This window comes from Shewanella sp. DW31, assembly GCF_015767295.1.
GTDB lineage: Bacteria > Pseudomonadota > Gammaproteobacteria > Enterobacterales > Shewanellaceae > Shewanella > Shewanella oncorhynchi.
Window position 1 is genome coordinate 34,809 of record NZ_JADWMP020000009.1, and the last position, 25,011, is coordinate 59,819.

Genomic DNA, 25,011 nt, shown 5'->3' on the forward strand with positions numbered 1-25,011 from the left:
CTCAGTCATGCACTGGGTTTATTCGGAATAGATGCCGCTTAAGGTAGGGGGGATTATGTTGAGAGATGAGTTTGGAAATATCTGTTTAAAGCATTTATTTTTCAGGAGGAATCGCGCTTGGCTGCCATAATTCGACTTTATTGCCATCAGGGTCAATAAACCAGCCAAAGCGGCCAAATTCTGAATCTTCAATACCACCAATCGGTTGACCGCCACCTTGCTCTACTTGTACGAGGGCTTGCTCTAGATCGTCAACGACAAAGTTGAACATAAACCCTTTATCTGAGGGGGCGAAATAGTCCGTGCTATGGGCGAAAGGGGTCCAAACATGGTAGCCAAGAGTTGATTTATCTGTGTGATAAAACGCGGCGCCTCCCCAGTTTTCAATGGGGACTTGAAGATGGGTTTTGTACCAAGTTGCCAAGGCAACGGGATCGACACTTTTAAAGAAAATTCCACCGAGTCCAATGACTTTAGCCATAGCCGTAGCTGCGTTTACAGGAGTATGAATTAACTTTAGGCAATAAATGCTTAAGATACAAAAAAGCCGCAAAAAATGCGGCTTTTGGGGAAGCGTTTAGCTTAGAACTGGTAGCTGTATTGAACTGAGTAGTACATACCACTTGATTCAGTAATAGCATTAACAGGGCCTGCGATTGCGCTGTTTTCGATCAGGTGAACTTCTTCACCTTTAATATAAGCGATACCAAAGTCAACAGTGTTTTGTGGGTTGATGTGGTAGCTCATACCCGCTGTATACCAGTTACGGTCAGAGTCTGGGAATGAAATTGAGCTAATTTCGTCCACAACGCCTTGGTCATGCATATAACCTGCACGTACAGTAAATTGCTCATTGATAGTATAAGTACCACCTAGGCTGAATAACCATGAATCTTTCCATTGGTATTCTTTCAGCGCAACGTCGCCAGCTTGCAGTTGAGTACCTGCACCCGCTTGACCAGGAATAATAGTGGCTACGCCATCTTTAGCCGTGATTTGTTCAAAGTTGCTCCACTGGGTGTACTGCGCAGTGTAGTGCACTGCAAACTTAGGTGTGAGCTGATGGAAACCAGCAACTTGGAAAATATCCGCAAGGGGTACGTCTAAGCTGTCAAAGCTTGTCGCTAGTGCTGTTTTTGAACCTAAACTAACGGCAGATAGATCTTTAGTGCTGATTGTGTTGATATCACCTTTAACATTCACTGTTGGGCTGAAGCGGTAACTGATACCGAAACGGTTATCTTTATCTAATTCAATCGTGGCACCCACAATACCACCAAACGCCCAGCCGTCAGCATCGACGTCAACCAGAGGTGTCGCGCCCGCATTACGGGTTAAACGACCTTCACCGTAAATGGCATCAATACCAGCACCGATACTGAACATGTCATTAATACGGTATGAAAGGCTGGTGTTAAAGTTAACCGTTGTTACTTCTGTTTCGCCAAGCAGATCATAAGGTGCTGGTGAGCCTGCTGGCAAACTCTTTGAAAGTGAGCTGGCATCGGTACCGGTACCAAAGTTAGAGAAAGCGGCAAAACCTACGGCGAACTTATCGTCGATGGGGTGGATGTAGAAAATATTAGGGATAATTTTAGAGCTACCCGCGTCATCGATGCTGCCTAAGTCAACGGCACCACCGGCAAAGTTAACGTCTTTAACATCAACAGTAATATCGGCATAAGTTAAGCCGAAGGAGATCGCATCTTTATCGAATAATGCCATAGCAGCAGGGTTACGTGATAACACAGAAGCGTTATCGGCAATAACCGCATCACCCGCAAATGCACGACCCATACCAGTTGCTGATTGGCTGTTTAGTTGAAAACCTGAAGCTAAGGTTTGTGTGCTTGCTAATGCGACAGAAACGGCAATGAGTGTCTTGTTGAATGTTTTCATTATTATTCTCTCTATTTTTTATAAGTATTGGATTTTTATTCGGTCCTAGTCCGCCGAAAGTATTTAAATCCATTTATTAGTCTCCGGCATCTTATGGATTCAATGTACCCTCAACAAGTCCGACCAGAAGTGAAATATGTTAATTTTCAGTTAATTGAAAGTCTTTAAAACAAGAGTGATACTTTAGTATGCTTGAATGGTCTGGCCAGATGCTTGATATGAAGGGCTTTGGGTGCTGCTATGGGTTTCAATTGAAGTTAACGGTTTGTAATGGTGCTAGGGTATTTAAAAGGATACAAAATGTAAAAAGCGCACACTTGTGCGCTTTTAAACATATGGAAACATATCTAGATTAGAGTGCAGACTTAAATTGTTCGAATTCTGTCGTTACTTTTTCACTTGGAGCAGAGAATTTACTGACTAAAATACCCGCAATAGTCGCGAATATAAACCCAGGAAGGATTTCGTATACTTCAAAAATGCCACCAGTGAGTTGCTTCCAAATCACCACGGTTAATGCACCGACAATAATAGTGGCGATAGCGCCATTACGGCTATATTGCTTCCAAAACAGGGATAACAAGACTACGGGACCAAAGGCCGCACCAAAGCCTGCCCAAGCATAACTCACTAGGCTAAGCACGCTACTTTCAGGATTGAGGGCAATCACACCTGCAATCACAGCGATAGCGAGTACGCCTAAACGACCTACCATCATTAGCTCACGATCATCGGCCTTTGGGCGCAACCATTTACGGTAGAAATCTTCGGTGATGACACTTGAGCAGACTAAGAGTTGTGAGTCGATAGTACTCATGATTGCCGATAAAATAGCGGCGATTAATAGCCCACCAATCCATGGGTTAAACGCCGCTTGAGCTAAATGGATAAACACAGTTTCAGAATTGGCTAATGGCTCTTTGGCGAAATAGAGCGAGCCTGCGATACCTGTGGCTAACGCGCCAATGAGAGATAACACCATCCAGCTCATGGCAATACGGCGTGACAAGGGCAGGGCATCGGCACTGCCTATCGCCATAAAACGCGACAAAATATGTGGCTGACCAAAATAACCTAGGCCCCATGCGAGCAAAGATAACATGCCGATGGCAGTGGTTTTGTCATTGACTAATGCCAACATCGCGGGATCGATCGTTTCAATACCTGCATGGCTTTCGGGGTGAGCGAAAACGGCGAAAGGGACAATCAATAGGGCGATGAGCATTAAACTGCCTTGGAAAAAGTCAGTCCAACACACGGCAAAGAAACCGCCAATAAAGGTGTAACCGACTATGATGGCCGAGCCAATCACGAGGGCTGCGGTGTAATCAAGCCCAAAGACTTTCTCAAACAAAATCGCGCCACCGACCATGCCAGAGGAGGCATAGAAAGTAAAAAACACCAGAATAGTGATTGCGGAAACGAGCTTGAGATAGCCTTGGGTATCGTGGAAACGTTTCTCGAAAAAATCCGGTAAAGTGAGGGCGTTATCAGCGAGTTGGGTATAAATGCGCAGTCGCTTGGCAACAAATAACCAGTTTAGCCAAGCACCAATAATTAATCCTACGCCAATCCAGGCTGCACCTAAGCCGCTTAAGTAAACTGCGCCGGGTAATCCCAGTAACAGCCAACCTGACATGTCAGATGCACCCACGCTGAGTGCGGTCACTGCGGGGCCCATTTTGCGGCCACCTAAAATATAATCATCAACAGTATCGGTAGCACGGTAAGCCCAAAAACCTATGCCCATCATCAATACTAAGTAACCAACAAATGTGATTAAAATCGGGGTTTCAATCGTCATCTTGCCTTTTCCCATCTTTTTATTATTAAAAGTGGCAAGCATGCTACCAGATGTTTGAACGTGCGCCCATTAGCAGATGTAAGTGTGATTGAAATCTAACCTCCGATAACATGAAAATATCGGAGATTGATTTTTAAATGCAATTTATAACAATAGCTTAAATAAATATATTCTTGATTTCGTCTTTTATATAGCGAAGGTCAGCTTGATCCTCACCTATGAGCAAAATAAATGCATCGGGCGTTTCAAAGCCCATCCCTTGATATTTACCGTCGGCGAAGGTTTTATCCAACACCATACGTTTCTCGAGTGGCACGATAAAGAGCGTCACCTTACTTTGTTCGCCCTGAAGTACTAAGTGTAGGCTTTTTACCCCTTGAAAATCGCAATAAGAGGTGTAATACACTTTGCCCGGTTGTTGGGTAAATTTGGCATTGCCAAAGTCTTTTATCGATGCAAGCTGGGCATTGACTTGACTAAAATTGACATTTTGATCGACATGCAAGGCAATATCTTCATGGTAGACATGGGCCAGTGCATGTTCAGCCAAATCAATAGGCCCTAAGCGTAATAGGCTGAAGCTGATCCCTACCACAAACGCGACCGAGGCTGCCATGGCCACTAAAAAAAACGTTTGCCGGCGCTGTTTATGGTGCTGTTGTAACTGCTGACGCAAAATGAGTTTGTCGGCGAGATCCTCCGCCACATCCACTTTCAATGCGTTGCTCAGTTTGGCATCAAGGTTTTTAAGCTCATTGATTAGGGCTTGGTTTTCTGGCTTTGAATTGATCTGCGCCAGAAAGTCAGCATCTTGATTATGAGGATCTTCATAAGCTTGACGTCTAAATTTAAGCTCATCCATTGGATTGACCTCTCACATCATTCTTCTCAAGTAATTCTTTCAATTGGCTCCTCGCCCGAAATAAACGCGTCATTACGGTGTTGCGATTGAGCTCCATCAGCTCGGCGATTTCATCGCCGCTAAAGCCACCAATGAGCTGGAGTAAGAGTGGTTCGCGGTATTCGATATCCAGCTTGCCAATTTGTCGACGGATCAGATATTGCTCGGTCTGCTCTTCACTGCTATTGGAGATATTGTCCTCTAAGGTATCTTGCTCAACGTCGGAATAATCGAACTGTTTACGCTCGAAACGCCGCGCATTTTCACGCCTAAGAATCGTGATCAGCCAAGCTTTCGCCGCTTTATCATCCTTGAGGGAATCCAAAGAGCGCCACGCCCGCAAGAAGGTTTCTTGGGTAATGTCTTCAGCCACGTGCTTATCGCCGCATAACCAATAGGCATAGCGGAAAATGTCTGCATGTAGCGCCTTGACTAGGCTGTTGTATCGTCGTTGTTTGCTTAGCATGTCAGAAGAGACCGCAGGCTCGACGGATTTCTTGCGCCAGTTAGCAAACATTTTTTATCTTTGGGCTTTTTGGCTGAATATTTAGCATAGTAGCACTCGCTTCTTTGTCATTAACCCCATCATTTATTTAGGATTTAGTGGGCTTAATGGCGCTGATTTTGGGTTTGAATGTTTATGCTCACAGGCCTTAACCGCGTTAAGTAAGGCGGTACATTCGGCGCTTAAGTGGCTATTTGTATTGTTAGAATTCGCACTGCTCGTATTAGCACTGTCAGTATGGTGGCTCTTATCGGCCTTCGCACTGTAGGCTTTGATTTGCAGTTGCTGTATCGCTGCAGCCAGTTGCGGTGACTGCTCGGCAATCTTATCTAATGTCATAGGCGTTTGCTGTAACTCACTGAAATATCGCTGCAATTGCAACATAATTCGACTCACATCGCCACTGGCGCAGGCTTGCTCTAATCCTTTCAAGCCGGAGGCAGTCACTGATTGTGCTGAACTGATTGAAGAGTTTACTGCAATTGGGGCGGCCGTTTGATTTTTTAAGGCGCGGCGCCAAGCGACTAAGGTGATAATCCAAGCGACTAGAGTGACCAGCCATAGCGTAGCAAAAACCGTGGTTAGCCAAGACCAACCCTTATCGGCCGCGGAGTTGGTTTCCCATGTTGGTTGAGCAGGCGTATCGCTGACAGCACCGCCTTCAACGACTATGGTACGCGCGGGCAGCGTTGCAGTTTCTTGACGTTTAAGGCGCGGATTCCACCAAGGCACTTTGATTTCGGGCAAGGTAAAGGTGCCCGCTTTGCTGGGAACGATTGCCGAAGTAATACTGTACTGCGAAACAATTTGTGCATCGCGCACAAAGGTCTGCCGCTGAGGTTTTTCTGGGTATGACTTAAGCTCATCGGGCAGAGTTTGCACTATATCAGGCAGACTATTTTCATCGGCATTGGAAGCCAACAGCGTAATAGTGCGGGTGATAGGGCTACCGACGGTAAACTTTTTAATATCCTCTGGGAAGTTTTCTTTTAGCGCTACTAAATCGGCAACCAGCCATTGGCCTTGGAAGCTTGCTGGTGCGGGATTCACTTGAACTGTCAGTGAGGGCGCGCCTGCTTGCATTGGGCGGCTTTCATTAAAGCCAAACATGCCGCCGCGGCGTTGGGATTCTACCAGCACATCGCCAGCAAAGGTTGCACCTTTGATATTCACTTGGCCGGGCAAATCGGGAATGATGCCATAGGTGCGTTCAATCACGCGGTAACGTCGGCCATCGACTATCTCTGAACCATCCCTATCTTCACCGATTTGTTTGATCTGTGCGCCTTCGATTACAGGTGCACTCAATACGCCCCTTTGTAATTCTACCGCCAGATAGAGTTTCACCTTGTAGGTAATGAGCTGCCCAACATAGGCTTCGTCGGTCGAGACTTTGGCGTCAATGAACAGATTGTTCATTTGCGCGGGCTGGCTACCGGTTTCGACCACTTTGAGAGGAATAGGCGATGAGCTGACGCCGTCAATACTAAAGGCCGGAATGGTTAACTGACCTTGTTGTTTTGGCGCGAGCAGCACTTGCCAGCGGGTTTCTTTGACTGCATCGAAGTTCATGATTTGCGTGCTGCGACTCACGCTAGTACGGCCGACAATAAAATCTTTCAGTAGGGCGGATGTGTCTAGCTTACCGGTATCGACTTCGTCATCGACACTGATGTTGAGCACAAAGTATTCGCCCTCCATCACAGGGTTGCGATCGACCGAGGCCTCAATTTTGCTAAGTGCAAAGGCGGGATGAGCCACTCCGATGGCAAGGAGTAGCAGGATAAAAAATTGTCTCGTCACCACTGTTCGTTATCCTTTGATATTTGGCCATTTTGACGGCGTTTTTGATATTCCAACTGCATCTTGTTGCGCAGTAACACTTGCGGGTCTTCACTCACGCCCCTCAGTGCTCGTTGCATTTCTGCGGGCAGTGGCTCGCTATTGGTTGGCGATGCCTCGACCGATTCACTCATAGCAGCCTCTTGTTTATCTTGCGTATTTTGCTCTGGAGCTTCTTTGGCGGCAACGCTTTGCTTTTCTTGCTCAGTTGACTTTTGCTCTTCAGCATCGGCTTTAGCCTGCGCTTGCATCTTAGCTTCATTATCTACCGGCTCATTTTCCTGCAGAGCTTGTTGATCCTGTTGCGCTTTATCTTCAGCGGGATCTTGCTGAGCTTCATTCTGCTTGTCCTGTGCATTGCCATTTTGCTTATCTTGCTCAGACTGTTGCTCATTCGTTTTTTGCTGTTCAGGGCTTTGCTCAGAATTGGCATTGTCCTGTTGATCCTGAGACTCTTGTCCCGCTTGATCTTGCTTATCTTTCTGAGTGCTATCTTGGTCAGATTGCTGTTTATTCTGCGACTTTTGGTCACCGGATTGTTGGTCGCCAGACTGTTGATCTTGGTTCTTATCCTGTTGCTCGTTTTTACCTTGCTGTTGTTGCTGTTCCTGCAATAACTTTTCAGCCAGTTCAAGATTGGCCTTCGCCGTAGGGAAATCAGCTTGTTTCTCAAGCGCGGCTTGATAGCGCTCCTTGGCCTTATCGGGTTTACCGAGTTGCATCAACGCATTGCCTTGATTGTAGAGGCCTTGGGCTGAGCTATCTTGCTCGAAGGTTTTCAGTGCTTGCGCAAAATCACCGGCTTTGTATTGGGCGCTGCCACGCCATTGGGGCGACTCAAACTGCTTAGCGGCGTTTGCGTAATCTTGGGATTGATAGGCCTGCATCGCTTGTTGATCTGTGGTTTTCCACACATTGTCCCACACACTGGCATGGGCTGGCTGAGGCACAGCCGCGAGCAGTAAGCTGCCAGCAAGAGTGATAAATCCAACACTGGCCACGATTCCTTGTCTAAAGCTGAAAAGTGCGGGTAGCAGTAATGATAAGGCGAGGTAAGGACCGAGATCCTGCCAAGTTTCACCATCAAGATCTGTGGCTTTCGCATCGCCAGCATCGCTTAACCATTGCTGTAATTGGGCGAGATCATTACCGTCGGTGCGATTCTGGATCAACACACCTTTGTTATTCGCGGCCAGTTTTTGCAGCAGAGCGAAATCAGTGCTGGCCACAACGACTTCGTTGCTGCTGTCGCGTTGTAATTGTCCATCGGGTAGACGGATTGGCGCACCTTGGCTAGTGCCAAAAGCGACGACGGCGAGGCGATATTGGGTGCCACTTAATGCCGAGTTAGCCTCATCAAACTGGGCAGCAGTTATGCCATCTGTCATCACGATAATATCACCGCGAATATGCCCACCTTGAGCCAGTAGCGTTTTGGCTTGGGTCAAGCCTGCCGCTAAGTTTGAGCCACGAACGGGCATGATCTCAGGACTTAAGGTCGGCAGTAAATTGAGTAATGTGCCGGTATCACGGGTTAATGGGCTGATAGTAAAGGCATCGCCTGCAAAGGCGACTAAACCAGTTTCACCTTCTTTAAGATTACGCAGAAGATCCGTTGCCCTAAATTTGGCTTGGGTTAACCGATTCGGCGCAAGATCGGTGGCGAACATAGATACGGACATGTCCATCACCAGTACGCGGCCTTGCTCGGCGGCAAACACAGGTAAGGATTGTTTATTAACGGCAGGTCCGGCGAGTGCCAAGGTCGCAATCAGCCAAGTGAAGGCTAATAAATGCAACGGACGGCGGGATTTCTTATTACCTTGGGTGACCAATATCTTGGCTAAGTGCGGCGCAATATAACGATTCCAAGCGCTGTGGCTCTCGTGTTGCCGCCATAAACTCAACAAGGCTAAGGCTAGCGGCACTAGGGCGAGTAGCCATTCGGGACGAATAAAATGTAGGCTCATTATTTGATGTTCCCCTGTGAAGTGGTTGCGACAGAGGGTTTAACGCGGCGCGCTGCAAAGAGTGGCAATTGACCTAAGGCAATCCACAGACTTGTCAGTAATGCCAGTGCCAGCGGCCAGTAGAACAGATCTGCCTGCGGACGATAGCTTAATTGATCGCGACTCACAGGTTCGAGTTTATCGATTTCTTGGTAAATCTGGTCTAGCTCTTGGCTGTTACGGGCGCGAAAATAACGGCCGTGGGTGACGTCGGCGATATGCTTAAGTTGGTTTTCATCCAGATCCATCGAAGGATTAACCCGCTCGCGGCCAAAGAGTGTGCGGCGCTCCATTACATCTGCGCCCACACCAACAGTATAAATAGTAACTTTACGATTAGCGGCAATTTGCGCTGCTTGTTCAGGTTCGATATTGCCAGCGTTGTTAGAGCCGTCGGTCAATAAAATCAACACTCTATTACTCTCGTCCATTTTATCGAAGCGTTTTACCGCTAGAGCGATAGCTTCACCTATGGCGGTTTGCTTACCGACTAAGCCAATTTGTGCTTCTTTTAAAAATTGCGCCACTGAACGTCTGTCTTGGGTCAGCGGCGCCTGTAAATAGGCGTGATCGGCGAAGAGAATTAAACCGATACGATCACCTTTGCGGCGCTCGATAAAGTCACTGACCACGTGTTGGATCAAGGTAAAACGGTCGACGGTTTTGCCATTCACCACCATGTCTTCAATCTGCATACTGCCGGATAAATCCACCGCCATCATCAAATCGCGGCCTTGGCTTGGCAGTTCGATAGGTTCACCAAGCCATTGAGGACGAGCAATAGCGAGCACTAACAGGCACCACATCAGCCAGTAGCGTTTGCGACTCTGGCGTGTGTTGGCCGCTAAGCTTTGTTTACCTGTTTGGCTTATTCCGGGTAATTGCAGCCGGCCACCATCCACTTGTAATGTGTGTTGGCGCCAAAAAATCAAAGGTAAAGGCAATAATATCAATAGCCAAGGCCATGCAATTGTTAACATTGTGCCTCCGCTTTTTCAGTGTCAGTTTGCTGGGTTGGCGCTTTGCTCTTAGCTTGAGCGTCGCCACTAGCTTGAACGTAGCCCTTGGCTTGAACAAGATTCGGCTCAGGCGCATTCAGTTTTGCTTTCGATGCCAACCAAGCCTGTGTGAGTTGATGCAATTCATTGGCTTCAGCTAAGGTCAATGGCGTAGCCTGATGGCGTTTGGCTAGCAAAGGGCCGATACGTTGGCGTTTATGCTCGGGTAAATAGCTGTCTAACCAAGTCGCCCAAGTTTCGCCATCTAAGAAGGCTATCGCTTCTCTGCTGAGGTAACTCATGGCGGTGCGCTTTAATAGGCTGTTGACGTCAGAGGCATAGGACGTCGCTTGTTTATCGAGCTGATTAAGTAACTGTTTAGCGGTTTTTTTCGGCGCTAAGTCACGGGCGCGTTGTCTTAGCCAGATAACTAAGAGTGTGATGAGGGCAATCACAAGTGCTAAAACCAGCCAATAACCGATTGCCCAAGGCCAAGCGCCGATCGGTTCGGGATGAATAATATCCTGCAGTTGTGCAAGAGCCGGGTTTGGCGCCGTAGAAGGCATAGGTACTGTTGCCTGTGGATTTGCTATTTCTGAATTCACTGTTGCTGGATCCATAGTTAACGCAATAATTCCAATTGATGGGCTAGGGGAGCACCCGCATCTATGAGCTGGGTGCGAACGCGCAGTTGCTGCATCATGGCGATAAAATCGTTTTGCTGACGCAACTGAATGTCGAGCCAAGCCTGATAACTGTGGCGGGTAAGCACTAAGTCCTCATCCCCATCCCGTACCGGCAAATTAAAGTTGTGCGGTAACGGCAGTGTGCCTTGACGCAGAGGATCGGTAATAAGATAGGCACCCACATCGCAATGACGCTTAAGCTCGGTGAGAGGCGCGATACATTGGGGACTAAAATGGCTGCCATCTGTCACTATCCAAACTAAGGAGCCGGGTTTGGCGATACGTTGTAATCGCTGACAGGCACGCAGGATATGGTCAGGATCGCGCTGGCCAGTGCCAACATGATTGAGCTGATTTTCGTGCACACGGCGCAGGCCTGAGATCAATTGCAATATGCCCTGACGACGGCTGCGGGGTTTGAGCTCTAAATGCTCAGACTCGCATGCGATCAAGGCGCCGAGCCGATCGCCATGGTTAATCGCATTCCAACCTAAGGTGGTCGCAAGGTGTCCTGCTTGCACCGATTGCAGCAATAAACTCGAACCAAAATAGAGGCTTTGGCTCAAGTCGATTAACAATAAAATAGGGCGCTCACGTTCTTCGACAAATAACTTAGTGTGAGTTGTGCCTGTACGAGCGGTAACGCGCCAATCAATGGTGCGCACATCGTCGCCCTGTTGGTAGTGGCGCACCTCGGCAAACTCCATACCGCGGCCTTTGATTAAGCTGCTGCGATGGCCCGCTAAATTAGCGCGGGCACGGCTATAACGCTCAGGCATAGCTCGGGCGATATTTTGGCACGCCAGCAGCTCTTGCTCGGTTAAATGCAAGCCATCGGCAAAAAGCGGCAAGCCATCGACCGAGGCTGAGAGTCGCGCTGTGTCACTCATCTTATTTCACCTTTATCTTCACCGTTAAGGTACTGCAACTTGACTTAAGATGTGGTTGATCACGTGATCGCGGCTGACACCTTCGGCCTGTGCTTGGTAGCTAAGTAGGAGTCTATGGCGTAATACATTTGGCGCAACAGCTTGAATGTCTTCTGGTGAAACAAAGTCTCGCTCGTGCAGCCAAGCACGGGCGCGGGCGCAGCGTTCTAATGAAATAGTTGCGCGCGGGCTGACGCCGTACTCAAGCCACTTAGCTAAGTCTTCGCTGTAACGTAAAGGCTCACGGGTCGCCATCACGATTTCGACTATGTACTTTTCGAGCGGCTCGGCAAGATAGATTTCCATGGCTTCGTCACGGGCGGCAAACACATCTGCTTGTGCAATCGGCTCAGTGGTTGGCAATTCGTGGGTCAGCGCTTCTTTACGGGATTGACGCAGAATTTCGATTTCAGTCTCGCCGCTCGGGTAATCAAGGTTTAAGTGCATTAAAAAACGGTCAAGCTGTGCTTCGGGCAGGGGATATGTGCCTTCGTTTTCTAATGGATTTTGGGTGGCCATCACTAAAAACAGCGGCGGTAGCTTATAGCTGTGCTTACCAACGGTAACTTGACCTTCGGCCATGGCTTCTAATAAGGCTGACTGAACTTTGGCTGGGGCACGGTTAATTTCGTCCGCCAAGATTAAATTGTGGAAAATCGGTCCGGCTTCAAATTCGAAGGTGCCAGTTTGCGAGCGATAGATATCTGTGCCAGTTAAGTCGGCGGGTAGCAGATCTGGGGTAAATTGAATGCGGTGAAAATCGCCCTCAACCCCGTCACATAAGGCTTTCACTGCACGGGTCTTTGCCAGTCCCGGTGGTCCTTCAACTAATAAGTGGCCATTGGCAATTAAGGCAATGAGCAGATTTTCGGTCAATACTGGCTGCCCTAAAACAACCTTATTTAGGTAAGTGCGTAATGCGTGGAAGCGACTCAAAGGCATGATGCTACTCGTTTTATTATGTTAAAAATACGTGTGTGGGCTATAGACAACAGCTATGGTAAAGAATTCCCTTAGGGTTTGGCTAGTGTTAAAAAAACAAACAGGTGTTTAAAACTTGCTGACAAGAAGTTAGAATCAGATCACACTTTAATGGTCAGACCTGTTATTGGGCGTTTTTCGCCGTAAAACAATGGGTCAAATACGGAAATCGATAGCGCCGCCTGAAATCTCTCAGCGATTGCGCACATAAAGAGGGTGACAAATGAATGATAGACAACAGGTTACGAACGCCAAGGGTGAACGTATCGCCATTGTAGCGGGTTTAAGAACGCCCTTTGCAAAGCAAGCCACAGCATTCCACGGCGTATCGGCGCTCGATATGGGCAAAATGGTGGTCAATGAATTATTGGCGCGCTCAGAACTCGATCCTAAGCTGATTGAGCAATTAGTCTATGGACAAGTCGTGCAAATGCCGGCTGCACCTAACATTGCCCGTGAAATCGTACTCGGTACTGGCATGAATGTGTCGACCGATGCCTATAGTGTCACTCGCGCCTGTGCGACTAGCTTCCAATCTGCCGTAAACGTGGCCGAATCTATCATGACAGGCAATATCGAAATCGGTATTGCGGGCGGCGCCGACTCTTCCTCTGTATTGCCTATCGGTGTGTCGAAAAAATTAGCCCATGCGTTAGTCGATCTGAATAAAGCCCGTAGCTTTGGGCAAAAATTACAAATTTTCCGCCGTTTAGGCATAAAGGATTTATTACCTGTGCCGCCTGCGGTGGCAGAGTACTCAACGGGCTTGTCTATGGGACAAACCGCCGAGCAGATGGCAAAAACCTACAATATTAGCCGTGCCGATCAAGATGCCTTAGCGCACCGCTCACACACCTTAGCGAGTGAAACTTGGGCTTCGGGCCATTTGCGTGACGAAGTTATGGTCGCGCATATACCGCCGTATAAGCAGTTTATCGATCGCGATAACAATATCCGCGAAAACTCAGTATTGGAGTCATATGCTAAGTTGCGCCCTGCATTCGACAAACAACACGGTACTGTGACGGCGGCCAATAGTACGCCACTGACGGACGGTGCCTCAGCGATTATCTTGATGAGTGAAGGTCGAGCCAAAGCCTTAGGTTATCAACCGATTGGTTACATTAAGAGTTACGCCTTTAGCGCCATTGATGTCTGGCAAGATATGCTGATGGGACCATCCTACGCGACGCCACTGGCGTTAAAACGTGCTGGAATGGAATTAGAAGATCTTACCCTGATTGAAATGCACGAAGCCTTTGCGGCGCAGACATTAGCGAATATGCAGATGTTTGCTTCGAAAAAATTTGCCGAAGAAAAACTCGGCCGCAACCGCGCGATTGGCGAAATCGACATGAGCAAGTTTAACGTGCTCGGTGGCTCGCTCGCTTATGGTCATCCTTTTGCGGCAACGGGAACCCGTTTAATCACCCAAGTGTGTCGTGAGCTTAAGCGCCGTGGTGGTGGAACTGGCTTAACGACGGCCTGTGCGGCCGGTGGTTTGGGCGTGGCTATGATAGTGGAAGTGGAGTAATCGGCATGGAAAAGACCTTTAATTTAACCCGCCGCGACGACGGCATTGCCATTTTGACTATGGATGTTCCTGGCGAAACCATGAACACCCTAAAAGCACAGTTTGGCCCTGAAATCAGTGAGATTCTGGCTGAGATTAAAAGCGATCCTCATATTCGTGGACTCGTGCTGATCTCTGGCAAGAAAGATTCTTTTGTCGCGGGCGCGGATATTTCCATGCTCGATGCCTGTAAAACGGCGGGCGATGCCAAAGCCTTATCCCAGCAAGGGCATGTGGTTTTTAATGAGTTAGAAGCCTTAACTATTCCTGTGGTTGCGGCAATCCATGGTGCCTGTTTAGGTGGTGGTTTAGAGTTAGCCTTAGCTTGTCATCAAAGGGTATGTAGCGACGATGGTAAAACCATGCTCGGCGTACCGGAAGTTCAACTTGGCTTATTACCTGGCGGCGGTGGGACTCAACGTTTGCCTCATTTAGTCGGTATTACCACCGCCTTAGATATGATGCTAACCGGCAAACAAATTCGTCCTAAACAAGCCTTGAAAATGGGCTTAGTGAATGATGTTGTACCGCAGACCATTTTGCTGCAAACCGCAGTTGAGATGGCGCTTGCTGGTAAACGTGCACCGAAACCTGTTAAAAAGTCACTCGTTAATCAAGTGCTTGAAGGCACGAGCTTTGGCCGTAACATTATTTTCGATCAAGCGACTAAACAAGTCGAAAAGAAAACCCAAGGTAATTATCCAGCACCAGCCAAGATTATTGACTGCGTGCGTCAAGGGATTGCGAAGGGGATGCAAAAAGGGCTAGAAGTCGAAGCGAGTCACTTTGCCGAATTAGTGGTATCAAAAGAATCTGAAGCGCTGCGCAGTATTTTCTTCGCTACCACAGAAATGAAGAAAGAAACCGGCGCTGAGGGTGCTACGCCGCGTAAAGTGAAGAAAGCGGTGATCTTAGGTGGCGGTTTAATGGGCGGAGGCATCGCCTCTGTGACTACCACTAAGGCTAAAATCCCTGTTCGGGTCAAAGACATCAGCGAAAAAGGTTTAAGCAATGCATTAGCCTACGCTTATAAGTTGTTGGATAAAGGGGTAAAGCGCCGCCATATGACGCCTGCTGCCCGTGACAACTTAATGGCACTGATGACTACAACCACTGAGTATAAAGGCGTTAAAGATGCCGACATCGTTGTGGAAGCGGTATTTGAAGACTTAGCGCTTAAGCATCAAATGGTGAAAGACATTGAGCGTGAGTGTGGTGAGCACACTATTTTTGCGTCAAACACCTCATCTTTGCCTATTAGCCAAATCGCCGAGGCGGCGACGCGTCCTGAAAATGTGATTGGTTTGCATTATTTCTCGCCAGTAGAAAAAATGCCGCTGGTGGAAGTGATTGCCCATGCTAAAACGTCGCCAGAAACCATTGCGACTACTGTCGCATTTGCCCGTAAGCAAGGTAAAACACCGATAGTGGTGCAGGATGGCGCGGGTTTCTATGTGAACCGTATTCTGGCTCTGTATATGAATGAGGCAGCGCAATTACTACTCGAAGGCCAAAGTGTTGAGCATTTGGATAAAGCTTTAGTGAAATTTGGCTTCCCTGTGGGACCTATTACTTTGCTCGACGAAGTGGGTATCGACGTGGGCGCAAAAATTTCACCGATCCTTGAGAAAGAATTGGGTGAACGTTTTAAAGCGCCAGCCGCATTTGACAAGCTTTTAGGTGACGATCGTAAAGGCCGCAAAAATGGCAAAGGTTTCTATCAATACGGCGCATCGAGCAAGAAAGCTAAAGCTGTTGATGAGAGTGTTTATGGCGTGTTAGGCATTAAGCCTGGCACCAATAAAGACACAAAAGCGGTTGCCGAGCGTTGTGTCGTACAAATGCTCAATGAAGCGGTGCGTTGTTTAGATGATGGTATTATCGCATCGCCAAGAGATGGCGATATTGGCGCCATTTTCGGTATTGGCTTCCCGCCATTCCTCGGTGGCCCATTCCATTATATTGACACTTTAGGCGCCGCGAACTTAGTGAAGATCCTTGAAGGTTATCAAAGTCAATTCGGTAACAGATTCGAACCTTGTGAGCGCTTAAAAACCATGGCGCAAGAAAACGCGCACTTTTTCTAAGTTTCAGTGAATCTAAGTCATAGTTAATCTAGGTCTTAGTTAATCAAAATTGAACAAAAAAGCGGCAGTTTGTTGCCGCTTTTTTTATTGCCACAAGGCATGTTTTTGCCTAAAAAGTGTTCACATTGGGGATGTGGATTTTGTATAATCCGAGCCCTTTATCGAGAGTTCAGTGTTACGTGTTCTGTACTGAGAGCGCAGCGAGGAATGAGTATTGCTCGTTTATGCATAATGCGGAGAACCTTTTATTCTGGCGTTAAAATGGCGTATTTAACATGTGCATCAATCACCAAGACTACGCTAGTAGCATCCGCATTTTAATGAGGAATTAATTTCTCTACATTTATGATTTATTTAGTTGTTTTTAAAGAGGTGGTTTGTGGCTTTGCTGGTTATCTTTATCGCATTAATCTCGGCTTGGTACTTCGGCTTGGCTGCATTTACCGCAGACCTTTCTGTTACGTATTGGGCATTACTGGGTTTTGTGCTCGGGCCTCTGGCTTATCCACTCTTTACGACACACCGCCATTTAGCTTTGAGGAAAATCCGTTGTAGTGAGGAAGGGATATTAAATAGCTAATTTATCAATATTTTATGTAATTTTCATGACTACATGACTACATGACTACATGACTACATGACTATTAGTTAGTACTTTTATATTCACTTAAAACTAAAGGGAGTCAATGCTCCCTTTATTGTTTCTAAGCTGCGCTAACTTAATTCACTATCACTGTACATGAGTTAGACTCATGGCTACAGAACTTAAATTAGTTCCACCAACCTTTTGCAGAAATCACTTCAAGGTGATTCAAGCCTTCAGGCAACTTAACTTTTTTACGCGCTGGCTTGGATAAACCAAGTGCTTTTTTGATTGAATTCAGCATTTTAGTTCCTTAATAAAAATTTTTATTAAGCAAAAGTTGTTTCGGTAAAACGAACATTTGGTACCGCAGCAACATCAATTGATTTGAAGCGAACATTTGGTACTGCAGCAACTTCAGTTTGTTTGAAGCGAACGTTTGGTACCGCAGCAACTTCAGTTTGTTTGAAGCGGACATTTGGTACCGCAGCAACTTCAGTTTGTTTGAAGCGAACATTTGGTACAGCAGCAACTTCAGTTTGTTTGAAGCGAACGTTTGGTACGGCAGCAACTTCAGTTTGTTTGAAGCGAACGTTTGGTACGGCAGCAACTTCAGTTTGTTTGAAGCGAACATTTGGTACTGCTGAGAAGGTATCTATGCTATCTAAGGAAGTAAGATTGCTTACAGCAGCAAGCGATGATGTTAATGCTACAACAGTTAATATTCCTTTAATCATTCTAATTATCTCTCAGGGTAGTTAATATTGATTTATTATTGACACTAATAGCGCTGTTGCACTTGTTGTGCCAATGTTGTAAATCAAAATCAAATTGAGAGTTAAATGATTAGGTAATGTTGCTATTAGTGTTTGGCTTTACCATGTCTTCTTGAAGTAGCTGAGTAAATTCGGTCTCTTTTATGGCCTTGCTAAAAATATAGCCTTGAATTTCTTCACAGTTAAGTGCCCGTAAAATGTTCAATTGTGCTGCTTGTTCTACGCCTTCACCCACAACAGAAAGCCCCATGTTATGGGCGATGGTGATAATAGAATCGACCATTTTGAGATCGCGATCAGATTTATCTATATCGTCAACAAAGGCTTTGTCAATTTTTAAAGTATGAATAGGAAAGCGTTTTAAGTATGAAAGGGACGAGTACCCAGTGCCGAAATCATCGAGTGCTAAACTGACGCCCATTTTAGCCAATTGCTGCATGACAATAATTGCCGTTTCAGGCTGTTTAATGACGGTTCCCTCAGTTATTTCTAATTCAAGATGACATGCGGGGAGTTTAGTGAGTCTTAATATTGACTCTATTCGCTGTTGAATATCAGGCAGTGCAAATTGACGTGACGATAAATTGACGGCGACTCTGCCGCTGAATATGCCTTGTTCACGCCATTTTTGCGCTGCGAAACAGGCCTTGCGTAAGACAATTTCACCAATTTCAACAATCAAACCGTTTTCTTCAGCAAGTGGAATAAAGTCATTGGGGGGAATTAAACCATGTATTGGATGATTTAATCTGACTAAAGCCTCCATACCTGCAATTTTACCGCTTTTAAGATCAACCTTAGGTTGATAATAAACTTCAAATAGATCATCTTTTAAGCCTTCACGGATAAGATTTTCTATTTCTAATTGCCTAATTGCATGTTGGTTCAAGGACTCAGAATAAAACTGGTAGCAATTACCTCCCGCAGACTTAGCATGGTACATAGCAATGTCAGCCTTTCTCAGTAGTGCTTGCTCGCTTTGCTCATCTTCTGGGAATAGCACTATGCCAATACTTAATCCTAGGACTAGCTGTTCATTGCTAACGTCAAATGCAGGTTTTAATCCCTCAATAATACGGTTAGCAATCGCAGCGCTGGCGCTTATATCTGAACTCTTGTCTAATACAATGGCGAATTCATCTCCGCCTAGACGATAAATACTGGTATTTTTAGGAAGTAAGGACTTAATGCGGGTAGCAACGAGCTTTAATAATGCATCCCCAATTTGATGGCCTAAGGAGTCATTAATACGTTTAAAATTATCAAGATCAAGCACCATAAGCGCATGAGCTATTTCTCGATTCACTAGGTTATTTAAGGTCACTTGTAAGTTGGATCGATTAGGTAGTCCGGTTAAGAGATCGTTATTGGTTAATTTTCTAAGTTCTTCTTCTTGCTGCTTACGTCTTGATATATCAGAAAAAACACCGACATAGTGTGATAATTCGCCTAACTCATCATAGATAGCATCGATAGTGAGTTCCATATGGAAGTGACTGTTATCTCCTCTGGCTGCTTCGACTTCATTTGCCCAGCGACCTTGCTGTTTTAACATAGTTCTAATTTGGGTGGAGAAGGTTTCTGGATATAAATCAAATGTGAGTAAGTTGCCAATAAAATCAGTTCGGTTACGTAATGAAATTTTACAGCAAGCTTCGTTGACTTCGACAAAACGGTATTCGTTGTCGAGGATAAACATGCCTTCCGAAATGTTTTCAATTGCTTTTTCAAAGAGTTTTAGTTGTTCTTCCTTTTGTTTAAACTGACTAATATTTTTAATCGTTCCAGTCATTCGCAGGGCATTATCTTTGTCATCCCGCTCTACAATTTTGGCACGGTCTAAGATCCATACCCAATTGTCGTCTTTGCCTTTTACCCTATATGCGGCTTCAAAATGATCTGTTTCACCATAAAAATGCTTATTAAGCGCTTCACGAACACGTTCCTGATCCATAGGATGTATATTACTCTCTTCATCCGATTTTCCAGAACGATGCCCATCACGGGGAAATTCAAGAGCTCCCCAGATATTGGAGCGAAAAATATTGCCAGTTTCTATGTCCCAGTCCCACATTTCATCACCACTTCCCCAAAGGGAAAGTTTTAATCTTTCTTCGCTGAGCGCTATTTGGCGTTGCACTTCTCTTTTTCGTAATATAGCTTTAATAATAAAAAAAGTTATTAGCAATGTAGTTATGAAGTAAATTAATTTTGCCCAATAAGATAGCCACCATGGAGGCGATATATAAATGTTAAGGGAGTTTACTGGACCTTTTGCTCCGGTGACAGGGTTTTCACCAAATACATTAAAAATATAATGACCAGGTGAGAGGTTTGTGTAGGTTGCAGAGTTTGTACCTTTTGCAGTAATCCATGTATCAGATAGGCCATTTAGGTTATAAAAGTACTCAATATTTTTATGACTTGACTTCGGAGAGTTGAACTTCAATGTAAATGGATAGTCTGAATATTTTAATTCAATTATTTTTGATTTTGATATACTTTTTTCTAGTGGGTTATCGCCTATATTAACAGTTTTATTAAATACTAAAAGCTCACTGATATTGGTGTTTATAACATTGTTTTCAATATAAGATATTGCATTGGCTTTATTTATGGCACTAACGCCAGTTATTCCACCAAAAAAGAAACTGCCATTCCAGAATATCCCACTCTGATTATTGTATTCTTCTTGACTACCATAGTCAGTCGTTAGTGTTAGTAATTTCCCATTTCTGCTTAAAATTAACTCATTTATGGAAGATGCCATAAAGTCATTACTATTATCAATTGCGATTGAGTAAATTGGTTTGTTTGAGTTATAAATTTTATTGATTTCTAACGTTTCTTTATTAGTCGAATAGATTGAAGTTCTAGTTCCAAAAAGATATTCATTTGGTGTCTCAGTTATGCAATAAACAAAATCATCATCAAAAATTGTTTTTTCGTTGCCGTTAGTATCTATACTTACCAATCCACCTTGAGTAGCAAGTAGAAGTGTGCCATCCAGAGTCTGTTGAATTTGGAATATTGGGTGCTTATTCTTTAGTGATAGTTTACGAATTTTTTTTCTATCTAGTAGATCAATTATGTATATGTCTGACTTACTTGTTCCTACAATTAACTCGGTTCTTTTTTGGTTTTTAAATAGAGTGACAATACTATCGCTTAATAGTGTTGTTTTTAAATCCCCATTAAACTCATAAAGGCCATTGTTACCTCCAATGATGAAAGAGTCTCTGTTCCTTATAATATATTTAGGTCCTGATATTTCTGTGTCTATTTTATCCTTGAAGATAAAGTTTGAATTATATATTTCTACTTCACTACTATCATCAGATGTCACAATTTGTTCATTGTCTAATAAGCTTATTGACCAGATGTTTCCGATAGGGTTTATTAGGGACTTTACAACATTGCTGCTGTCTCTGATTAGAATGAATCCCATATTTAATGAAGGAATTATTGTATAGTTATTCGTCCTATAGGCTTGAACTTGATTAGTGATTTCTTTCTTTTCTAATACATAACCTTTTGATGTAACCTCTGATGATTCAAGGTTTGTTTGTATTACTTGACCATCAATCACTGCTAGACCTGTATACTCACCAGCAAGAAATTTCGGTATGTCTTCTGATATTTTTTTATAAATACCATCTGATGTTAAAATATAAACTCCACTTTTGCCTTTTACTATGTCTACAGATTGTAGGGATAAAATAGTAGTTGTTGAATCTTCGTGATAATGAATAATTCTACCATCATGATTTCTTACAATGTAGCCGTTATTAGTCTTAATTGCTTTCTTTATGAAGCTAAAGCTTTCATCTTGATATGTTTTTATTATTTCTAAATTATCTTTTCTAATATCAATGATCTTGTTTTTAGTACCTATAGTATAAATTTCACCATTGTCATTTATAGACCATATGGCTTCATTTATTTGTTCCTGTTTTTTGAAGGATTCAAGTTCTGAGTCGTAAACATTTAAACCATTGTCAGTTCCAACTAACATTGTTTTATTGTCAAATAATAGGCTTTGAATAAATGAACTAGAGAGACCAGAGTGATCATGTGCAAAAAAATGCTTAAATTCTTCACCGTCGAATCGATTTAATCCGTTCAAAGTACCAATCCAGATGTAACCATCATTATCTTCAATGACTGATGTGACTGTACTCTGGGATAGGCCTTCTGGGACGCCATAAGACTCAGTTTTTAAAGCGATTGGTAATTGTTGCGCTTCTGCGGTCGATAGGAAAATAGCTAGAAGAAAGAAAATTCTCAAGAGTGCTTTAGGCATAGTGTTTGTTCTTATTATCCGAGGATGCCATGAAACAATTGTGTTACATCACTTTTCCAGAAAGTGAGCGGTTTGTCAAAGTGGAGTCTGCAGAAAATCCTTTTAACAGCATGTAGATGCAGTAAAATTGTTCAGTGATGGAGTGGTAGAACATGGGCTAGCCATGTTTTACATCAGGATTACGTCCAACACTGAAAGATACGACTATAGTTGGACTGATTTGTAGCGGTTCTGTTTGTTTACCTAACTTTGCTCACAAATGTGTGAGCAAAAGTGTTTTTTGTTTAGAAATTAAACTTTTCTGCCGTTTGCTTAAAAACTTTAAGATCCGTGATCATTTTGTCTGACATCAGCGCTGCTTGGGTTCTGTGTTGTTCACCTGTGCTAAATAACACTAAGCGATCGCTGTGCTTAGTACGCATTTTACGCATCATGAATTTGAGTAAATCAGTGCGGGTGAGCTTAGTGATTTCGTCTACGACGAGTTCTCTTTGGTTAAATTGATAATCTCTATTGCCGACACTGACCCAATAACGTTGACTGCGAGTTTTGAGGTTCGCGTCGTGCTCCATGATTTGATTAATCAGACCTACCTTTGTGCTTTCCCATTCTTCGTTGGTGATTTGCATCACTGCATAATTAAAGTCGGCAATAAACTCGTCGATGGCTTCTAATAAATGCAGTGGCCCAGTTGTGGGTGACTGAATATAGAAAATAAGTCCAGGATGACGATTGAGCGGCAGGTAACCTGTGCCTACCATATAGCCCAGCTGTTTTTCAGTACGCAGCTCATGGAAGAAGGTGGACGACATAGTGTGATTTAGTAAGCTAAATAGCGCCATTTTTTCGGGTGTTGCCACGGCAGATTGGTAATACACAATAATTGCGCTATCTTGATGATCTACTGCGAGTTCTCTCAGTAACGTGCCTTGGCCTGTTAAATTCACTAATTCTCTGGTGGACTCGGCGCTCGGCGTCGAAACTAAGGATAAAATGTGCTCTAAACGTTTGCCGAGAGCTTGTGCTTCAGAGACTAACCAATCCCCGTAGACTAACCCTTCAAGATAGATCTTTTCGTAGAAGGCGCGTACATGGTTATGTAAATCCTCTAGGCTAATATCTTCCAACATTTGAGCCATGCGTGCTGGTTCATAACTGCTTTTTTGCAGCGTAACAGTCAGGCTAGTAAATAGTTGTGAAATCGGTTTAGCCTGTGTTTGATTCTGCCAACTGCGCAGTAGCTGAGATTTTATGAGGGCAAAGCGCTCTTCGGTAAAATTGCGCTCTCTGGCTTTATGGATTAATAGCGCTAATAACGTTTCTTGATTGCCGGTAAAGCCCGATAAATGCAGTGTAATTCCGCCTTGATGCGGATAAATGTTATAGCTTAATCCAGCAACTTCGGCCTGATAGGTTGGCTCGGTGAGATAATCGAGTAGCATTTCAACATATAAGCGGGTGAGGGCGGCATGCCTTGGCGTTTTACTTGCCTGCTCTGAATCCAGCGATAAATACATGTGACCTTTTGGCACATTAAACTCATCATCTTTCTTATGCCAAATGCGGTATCCAGTTGATTCAGCAACTATCACTGGCACGTCAACATCGCTCTTATCCGGACGGGCAATCGAGTCGGCGACAATAAAAGGATTTGCAGCCGGTAGTTGTAATTCAGGGCGAATACTGTTCACTTGCCAACGAGCTAGGGACTGTGGCGCAATTGGGCGGACTTTGTACGGCGTGTGATACCAGTTAGCTTTACGATCCGTTTTAACCGATTGGGCGATAAGCTGCAGACGCATATTCTGTGGCACCATGAGCTCAAGTAGCTCAATGGTTTCAGGGATATCCAGCCCATCCATCCGATAATCGCCAAAGACCAAGTCTTCGACCTCATAGTGATGCATATTGATGCTGAGATGGCTGGCTAAATCGAGTGATTTAACTTGCTCTTGATAACGAAACGCCATTTTGAGCAGGTTTGCACGCTCCAAATAACGCCATTCATCTAAGCCTTGGGTTTTGATAAGTTCAATATACTCAAAACAGCAGCTGATAATTTCATCGAGATTGCCTAGCCCTTTATCGGTTAACTGTAAACCGATACTGTAATCCTTGAAGTTATAACCATTTACACCGCCGCCCGCAGACAAGTTGTTCACTAATCCTTGTTCTTTCAGATACGACAACAGACTGCCATGACTCTCATTGCCTAAAATATGGCTGATATAAGTCAAAGGCTTACGTTTGTAGTAGTGATCAATTCCAGGGAAATTAAAACTGATGCTTAAGCGTTTTTGCTCCTTAAGCGGCACAATATCGATTTGCCTCAACAGTTCTTTTTCTGAAAATAGTGGTACTTGAGGATAGTTTTTCACTAAGTTCAAGTTTCGGATCCCACTAAAATAGTGGCAGGCTAAATCTTGTAATTCATCAAGGGAAAGCGGAGCGACTAAGCACAAGGTCATTAAGTTGGCGCTGTAATGGCTTTGATAGAAATCGAGTAATTCACTACGTACTTGTGCCTGTTCTCCGCCTAAGGTGACTAAATTACCCACGGAAAATTTCGAAAATGGATGCAGTGGGTTGACTGTCTCTTTGAGTACTTGATAGGTCCGACGGATATCATCTTTCAGTTTTAAACTAAATTCAGATTCAATAGCTTGGCGTTCTCTATCGACTAAATCTAAATCAAATTTTGGGGCGATAAAAAATTGGCTGAATCTGTCTAAGGAGTCGGCAAACACTTCTTCATTGATGGTGAAAAAGAAGTTAGTGTGCTCTGTGCCCGTCCAAGCGTTATTGCTGCCGCCATGCTGATTAATAAAGGCGTGATACTCGCCTGAGTCTGGGAATTTCTCAGTACCTAGAAAGAGCATATGCTCTAAAAAGTGCGCCATGCCGGGTCTATCTGCGGGATCATCAAAATGACCCACGCCTACAGCCATAGATGCGGCAGCTTGGCTAGCATCTTGATCTTCAACCAATAACACCCTGAGCGCATTATCTAATACAAGATAACGATACTGGCGGTGATCATTTGGACTTTTATATATGGACTGAGAGGCTTGCAAAGAGACACTCCGGTAACGATAGCTTGTTATATATTGATAGTCTTAATGGTTTTTAGCAAAT

At 44.6% G+C, this 25,011-nt stretch carries 17 protein-coding genes; 3 read left to right on the forward strand and 14 right to left on the reverse strand.

Translation table 11 applies throughout. The features are described from left to right. Positions 1-94: 94 nt before the first annotated feature. From GWI56_RS09585 to GWI56_RS09635, 11 genes are all read right to left on the reverse strand, one after another. Entirely contained in the window at positions 95-481 is a 387-nt protein-coding gene (locus GWI56_RS09585; protein WP_028761061.1) for a VOC family protein, read from the reverse strand. Between the two features lie 101 nt (positions 482-582). Beyond that, on the reverse strand, positions 583-1,899 hold the full coding sequence (locus GWI56_RS09590; protein ID WP_198572762.1) for a porin: 1,317 nt from the start codon (positions 1,897-1,899) through the stop codon (positions 583-585). A gap of 352 nt (positions 1,900-2,251) precedes the next feature. Continuing rightward, the gene (putP, locus tag GWI56_RS09595; RefSeq protein WP_105253092.1) at positions 2,252-3,703 is read right to left on the reverse strand and encodes a sodium/proline symporter PutP; all 1,452 of its coding nucleotides are present in this window, start codon (positions 3,701-3,703) and stop codon (positions 2,252-2,254) included. Between the two features lie 157 nt (positions 3,704-3,860). Further along, positions 3,861-4,565 carry a DUF3379 domain-containing protein gene (locus GWI56_RS09600; protein ID WP_113940703.1) on the reverse strand — a complete coding sequence of 235 codons (705 nt, stop codon included), beginning with the start codon at positions 4,563-4,565 and terminating at the stop codon, positions 3,861-3,863. Continuing rightward, entirely contained in the window at positions 4,558-5,121 is a 564-nt protein-coding gene (locus tag GWI56_RS09605; RefSeq protein WP_006085483.1) for a sigma-70 family RNA polymerase sigma factor, read from the reverse strand. The genes GWI56_RS09600 and GWI56_RS09605 overlap by 8 nt, the downstream gene beginning before the upstream one ends. 72 nt (positions 5,122-5,193) lie before the next feature. Further along, entirely contained in the window at positions 5,194-6,915 is a 1,722-nt protein-coding gene (locus tag GWI56_RS09610) for a BatD family protein (protein WP_198572763.1), read from the reverse strand. Next, positions 6,909-8,921 carry a VWA domain-containing protein gene (locus GWI56_RS09615; RefSeq protein ID WP_198572764.1) on the reverse strand — a complete coding sequence of 671 codons (2,013 nt, stop codon included), beginning with the start codon at positions 8,919-8,921 and terminating at the stop codon, positions 6,909-6,911. The genes GWI56_RS09610 and GWI56_RS09615 overlap by 7 nt, the downstream gene beginning before the upstream one ends. Beyond that, on the reverse strand, positions 8,921-9,940 hold the full coding sequence (locus tag GWI56_RS09620; protein ID WP_198572765.1) for a VWA domain-containing protein: 1,020 nt from the start codon (positions 9,938-9,940) through the stop codon (positions 8,921-8,923). Before GWI56_RS09620 ends, GWI56_RS09615 begins: the two co-directional genes overlap by 1 nt. Further along, positions 9,934-10,578, reverse strand: coding sequence for a DUF4381 domain-containing protein (locus tag GWI56_RS09625; RefSeq protein WP_198572766.1), 645 nt, complete (start codon positions 10,576-10,578; stop codon positions 9,934-9,936). Before GWI56_RS09625 ends, GWI56_RS09620 begins: the two co-directional genes overlap by 7 nt. 2 nt (positions 10,579-10,580) lie before the next feature. Beyond that, positions 10,581-11,534, reverse strand: a complete 954-nt coding sequence (locus GWI56_RS09630; RefSeq protein ID WP_198572767.1) for a DUF58 domain-containing protein — start codon at positions 11,532-11,534, stop codon at positions 10,581-10,583. A 24-nt stretch (positions 11,535-11,558) separates the two neighbouring features. Beyond that, the gene (locus GWI56_RS09635) at positions 11,559-12,515 is read right to left on the reverse strand and encodes a MoxR family ATPase (protein ID WP_028761051.1); all 957 of its coding nucleotides are present in this window, start codon (positions 12,513-12,515) and stop codon (positions 11,559-11,561) included. Positions 12,516-12,777: 262 nt separating this feature from the next. Here GWI56_RS09635 and fadI point away from each other — a divergent pair, with 262 nt between their 5' ends. From fadI to GWI56_RS21710, 3 genes are all read left to right on the forward strand, one after another. Continuing rightward, complete coding sequence (fadI, locus tag GWI56_RS09640) at positions 12,778-14,088, forward strand: acetyl-CoA C-acyltransferase FadI (protein WP_198572768.1); 1,311 nt, start codon at positions 12,778-12,780, stop codon at positions 14,086-14,088. Between the two features lie 5 nt (positions 14,089-14,093). After that, a complete protein-coding gene (gene fadJ / locus GWI56_RS09645) occupies positions 14,094-16,214 on the forward strand; it encodes a fatty acid oxidation complex subunit alpha FadJ (protein WP_198572769.1) in 2,121 nt (706 codons plus the stop codon). 379 nt (positions 16,215-16,593) lie between these two features. Then, complete coding sequence (locus tag GWI56_RS21710; RefSeq protein ID WP_212601698.1) at positions 16,594-16,794, forward strand: hypothetical protein; 201 nt, start codon at positions 16,594-16,596, stop codon at positions 16,792-16,794. A gap of 332 nt (positions 16,795-17,126) precedes the next feature. Here GWI56_RS21710 and GWI56_RS09650 read toward each other — a convergent pair whose 3' ends face one another. From GWI56_RS09650 to GWI56_RS09660, 3 genes are all read right to left on the reverse strand, one after another. Continuing rightward, a complete protein-coding gene (locus tag GWI56_RS09650; RefSeq protein ID WP_198572770.1) occupies positions 17,127-17,534 on the reverse strand; it encodes a hypothetical protein in 408 nt (135 codons plus the stop codon). A gap of 109 nt (positions 17,535-17,643) precedes the next feature. Further along, the gene (locus GWI56_RS09655) at positions 17,644-21,876 is read right to left on the reverse strand and encodes an EAL domain-containing protein (RefSeq protein ID WP_198572771.1); all 4,233 of its coding nucleotides are present in this window, start codon (positions 21,874-21,876) and stop codon (positions 17,644-17,646) included. Positions 21,877-22,160: 284 nt separating this feature from the next. Next, positions 22,161-24,950: an insulinase family protein gene (locus tag GWI56_RS09660; RefSeq protein ID WP_198572772.1), complete on the reverse strand. Its 2,790-nt coding sequence runs from the start codon at positions 24,948-24,950 to the stop codon at positions 22,161-22,163. Positions 24,951-25,011: the final 61 nt, after the last annotated feature.

Bases quoted from the DNA above. Each gene is read 5' to 3' on its own strand.
- GWI56_RS09585 (WP_028761061.1), bottom strand. From the start codon at position 481: ATGGCTAAAGTCATTGGACTCGGTGGAATTTTCTTTAAAAGTGTCGAT.
- GWI56_RS09590 (WP_198572762.1), bottom strand. From the start codon at position 1,899: ATGAAAACATTCAACAAGACACTCATTGCCGTTTCTGTCGCATTAGCA.
- putP (WP_105253092.1), bottom strand. From the start codon at position 3,703: ATGACGATTGAAACCCCGATTTTAATCACATTTGTTGGTTACTTAGTA.
- GWI56_RS09600 (WP_113940703.1), bottom strand. From the start codon at position 4,565: ATGGATGAGCTTAAATTTAGACGTCAAGCTTATGAAGATCCTCATAAT.
- GWI56_RS09605 (WP_006085483.1), bottom strand. From the start codon at position 5,121: ATGTTTGCTAACTGGCGCAAGAAATCCGTCGAGCCTGCGGTCTCTTCT.
- GWI56_RS09615 (WP_198572764.1), bottom strand. From the start codon at position 8,921: ATGAGCCTACATTTTATTCGTCCCGAATGGCTACTCGCCCTAGTGCCG.
- GWI56_RS09620 (WP_198572765.1), bottom strand. From the start codon at position 9,940: ATGTTAACAATTGCATGGCCTTGGCTATTGATATTATTGCCTTTACCT.
- GWI56_RS09625 (WP_198572766.1), bottom strand. From the start codon at position 10,578: ATGGATCCAGCAACAGTGAATTCAGAAATAGCAAATCCACAGGCAACA.
- GWI56_RS09630 (WP_198572767.1), bottom strand. From the start codon at position 11,534: ATGAGTGACACAGCGCGACTCTCAGCCTCGGTCGATGGCTTGCCGCTT.
- GWI56_RS09635 (WP_028761051.1), bottom strand. From the start codon at position 12,515: ATGCCTTTGAGTCGCTTCCACGCATTACGCACTTACCTAAATAAGGTT.
- fadI (WP_198572768.1), top strand. From the start codon at position 12,778: ATGAATGATAGACAACAGGTTACGAACGCCAAGGGTGAACGTATCGCC.
- fadJ (WP_198572769.1), top strand. From the start codon at position 14,094: ATGGAAAAGACCTTTAATTTAACCCGCCGCGACGACGGCATTGCCATT.
- GWI56_RS09650 (WP_198572770.1), bottom strand. From the start codon at position 17,534: ATGATTAAAGGAATATTAACTGTTGTAGCATTAACATCATCGCTTGCT.
- GWI56_RS09655 (WP_198572771.1), bottom strand. From the start codon at position 21,876: ATGCCTAAAGCACTCTTGAGAATTTTCTTTCTTCTAGCTATTTTCCTA.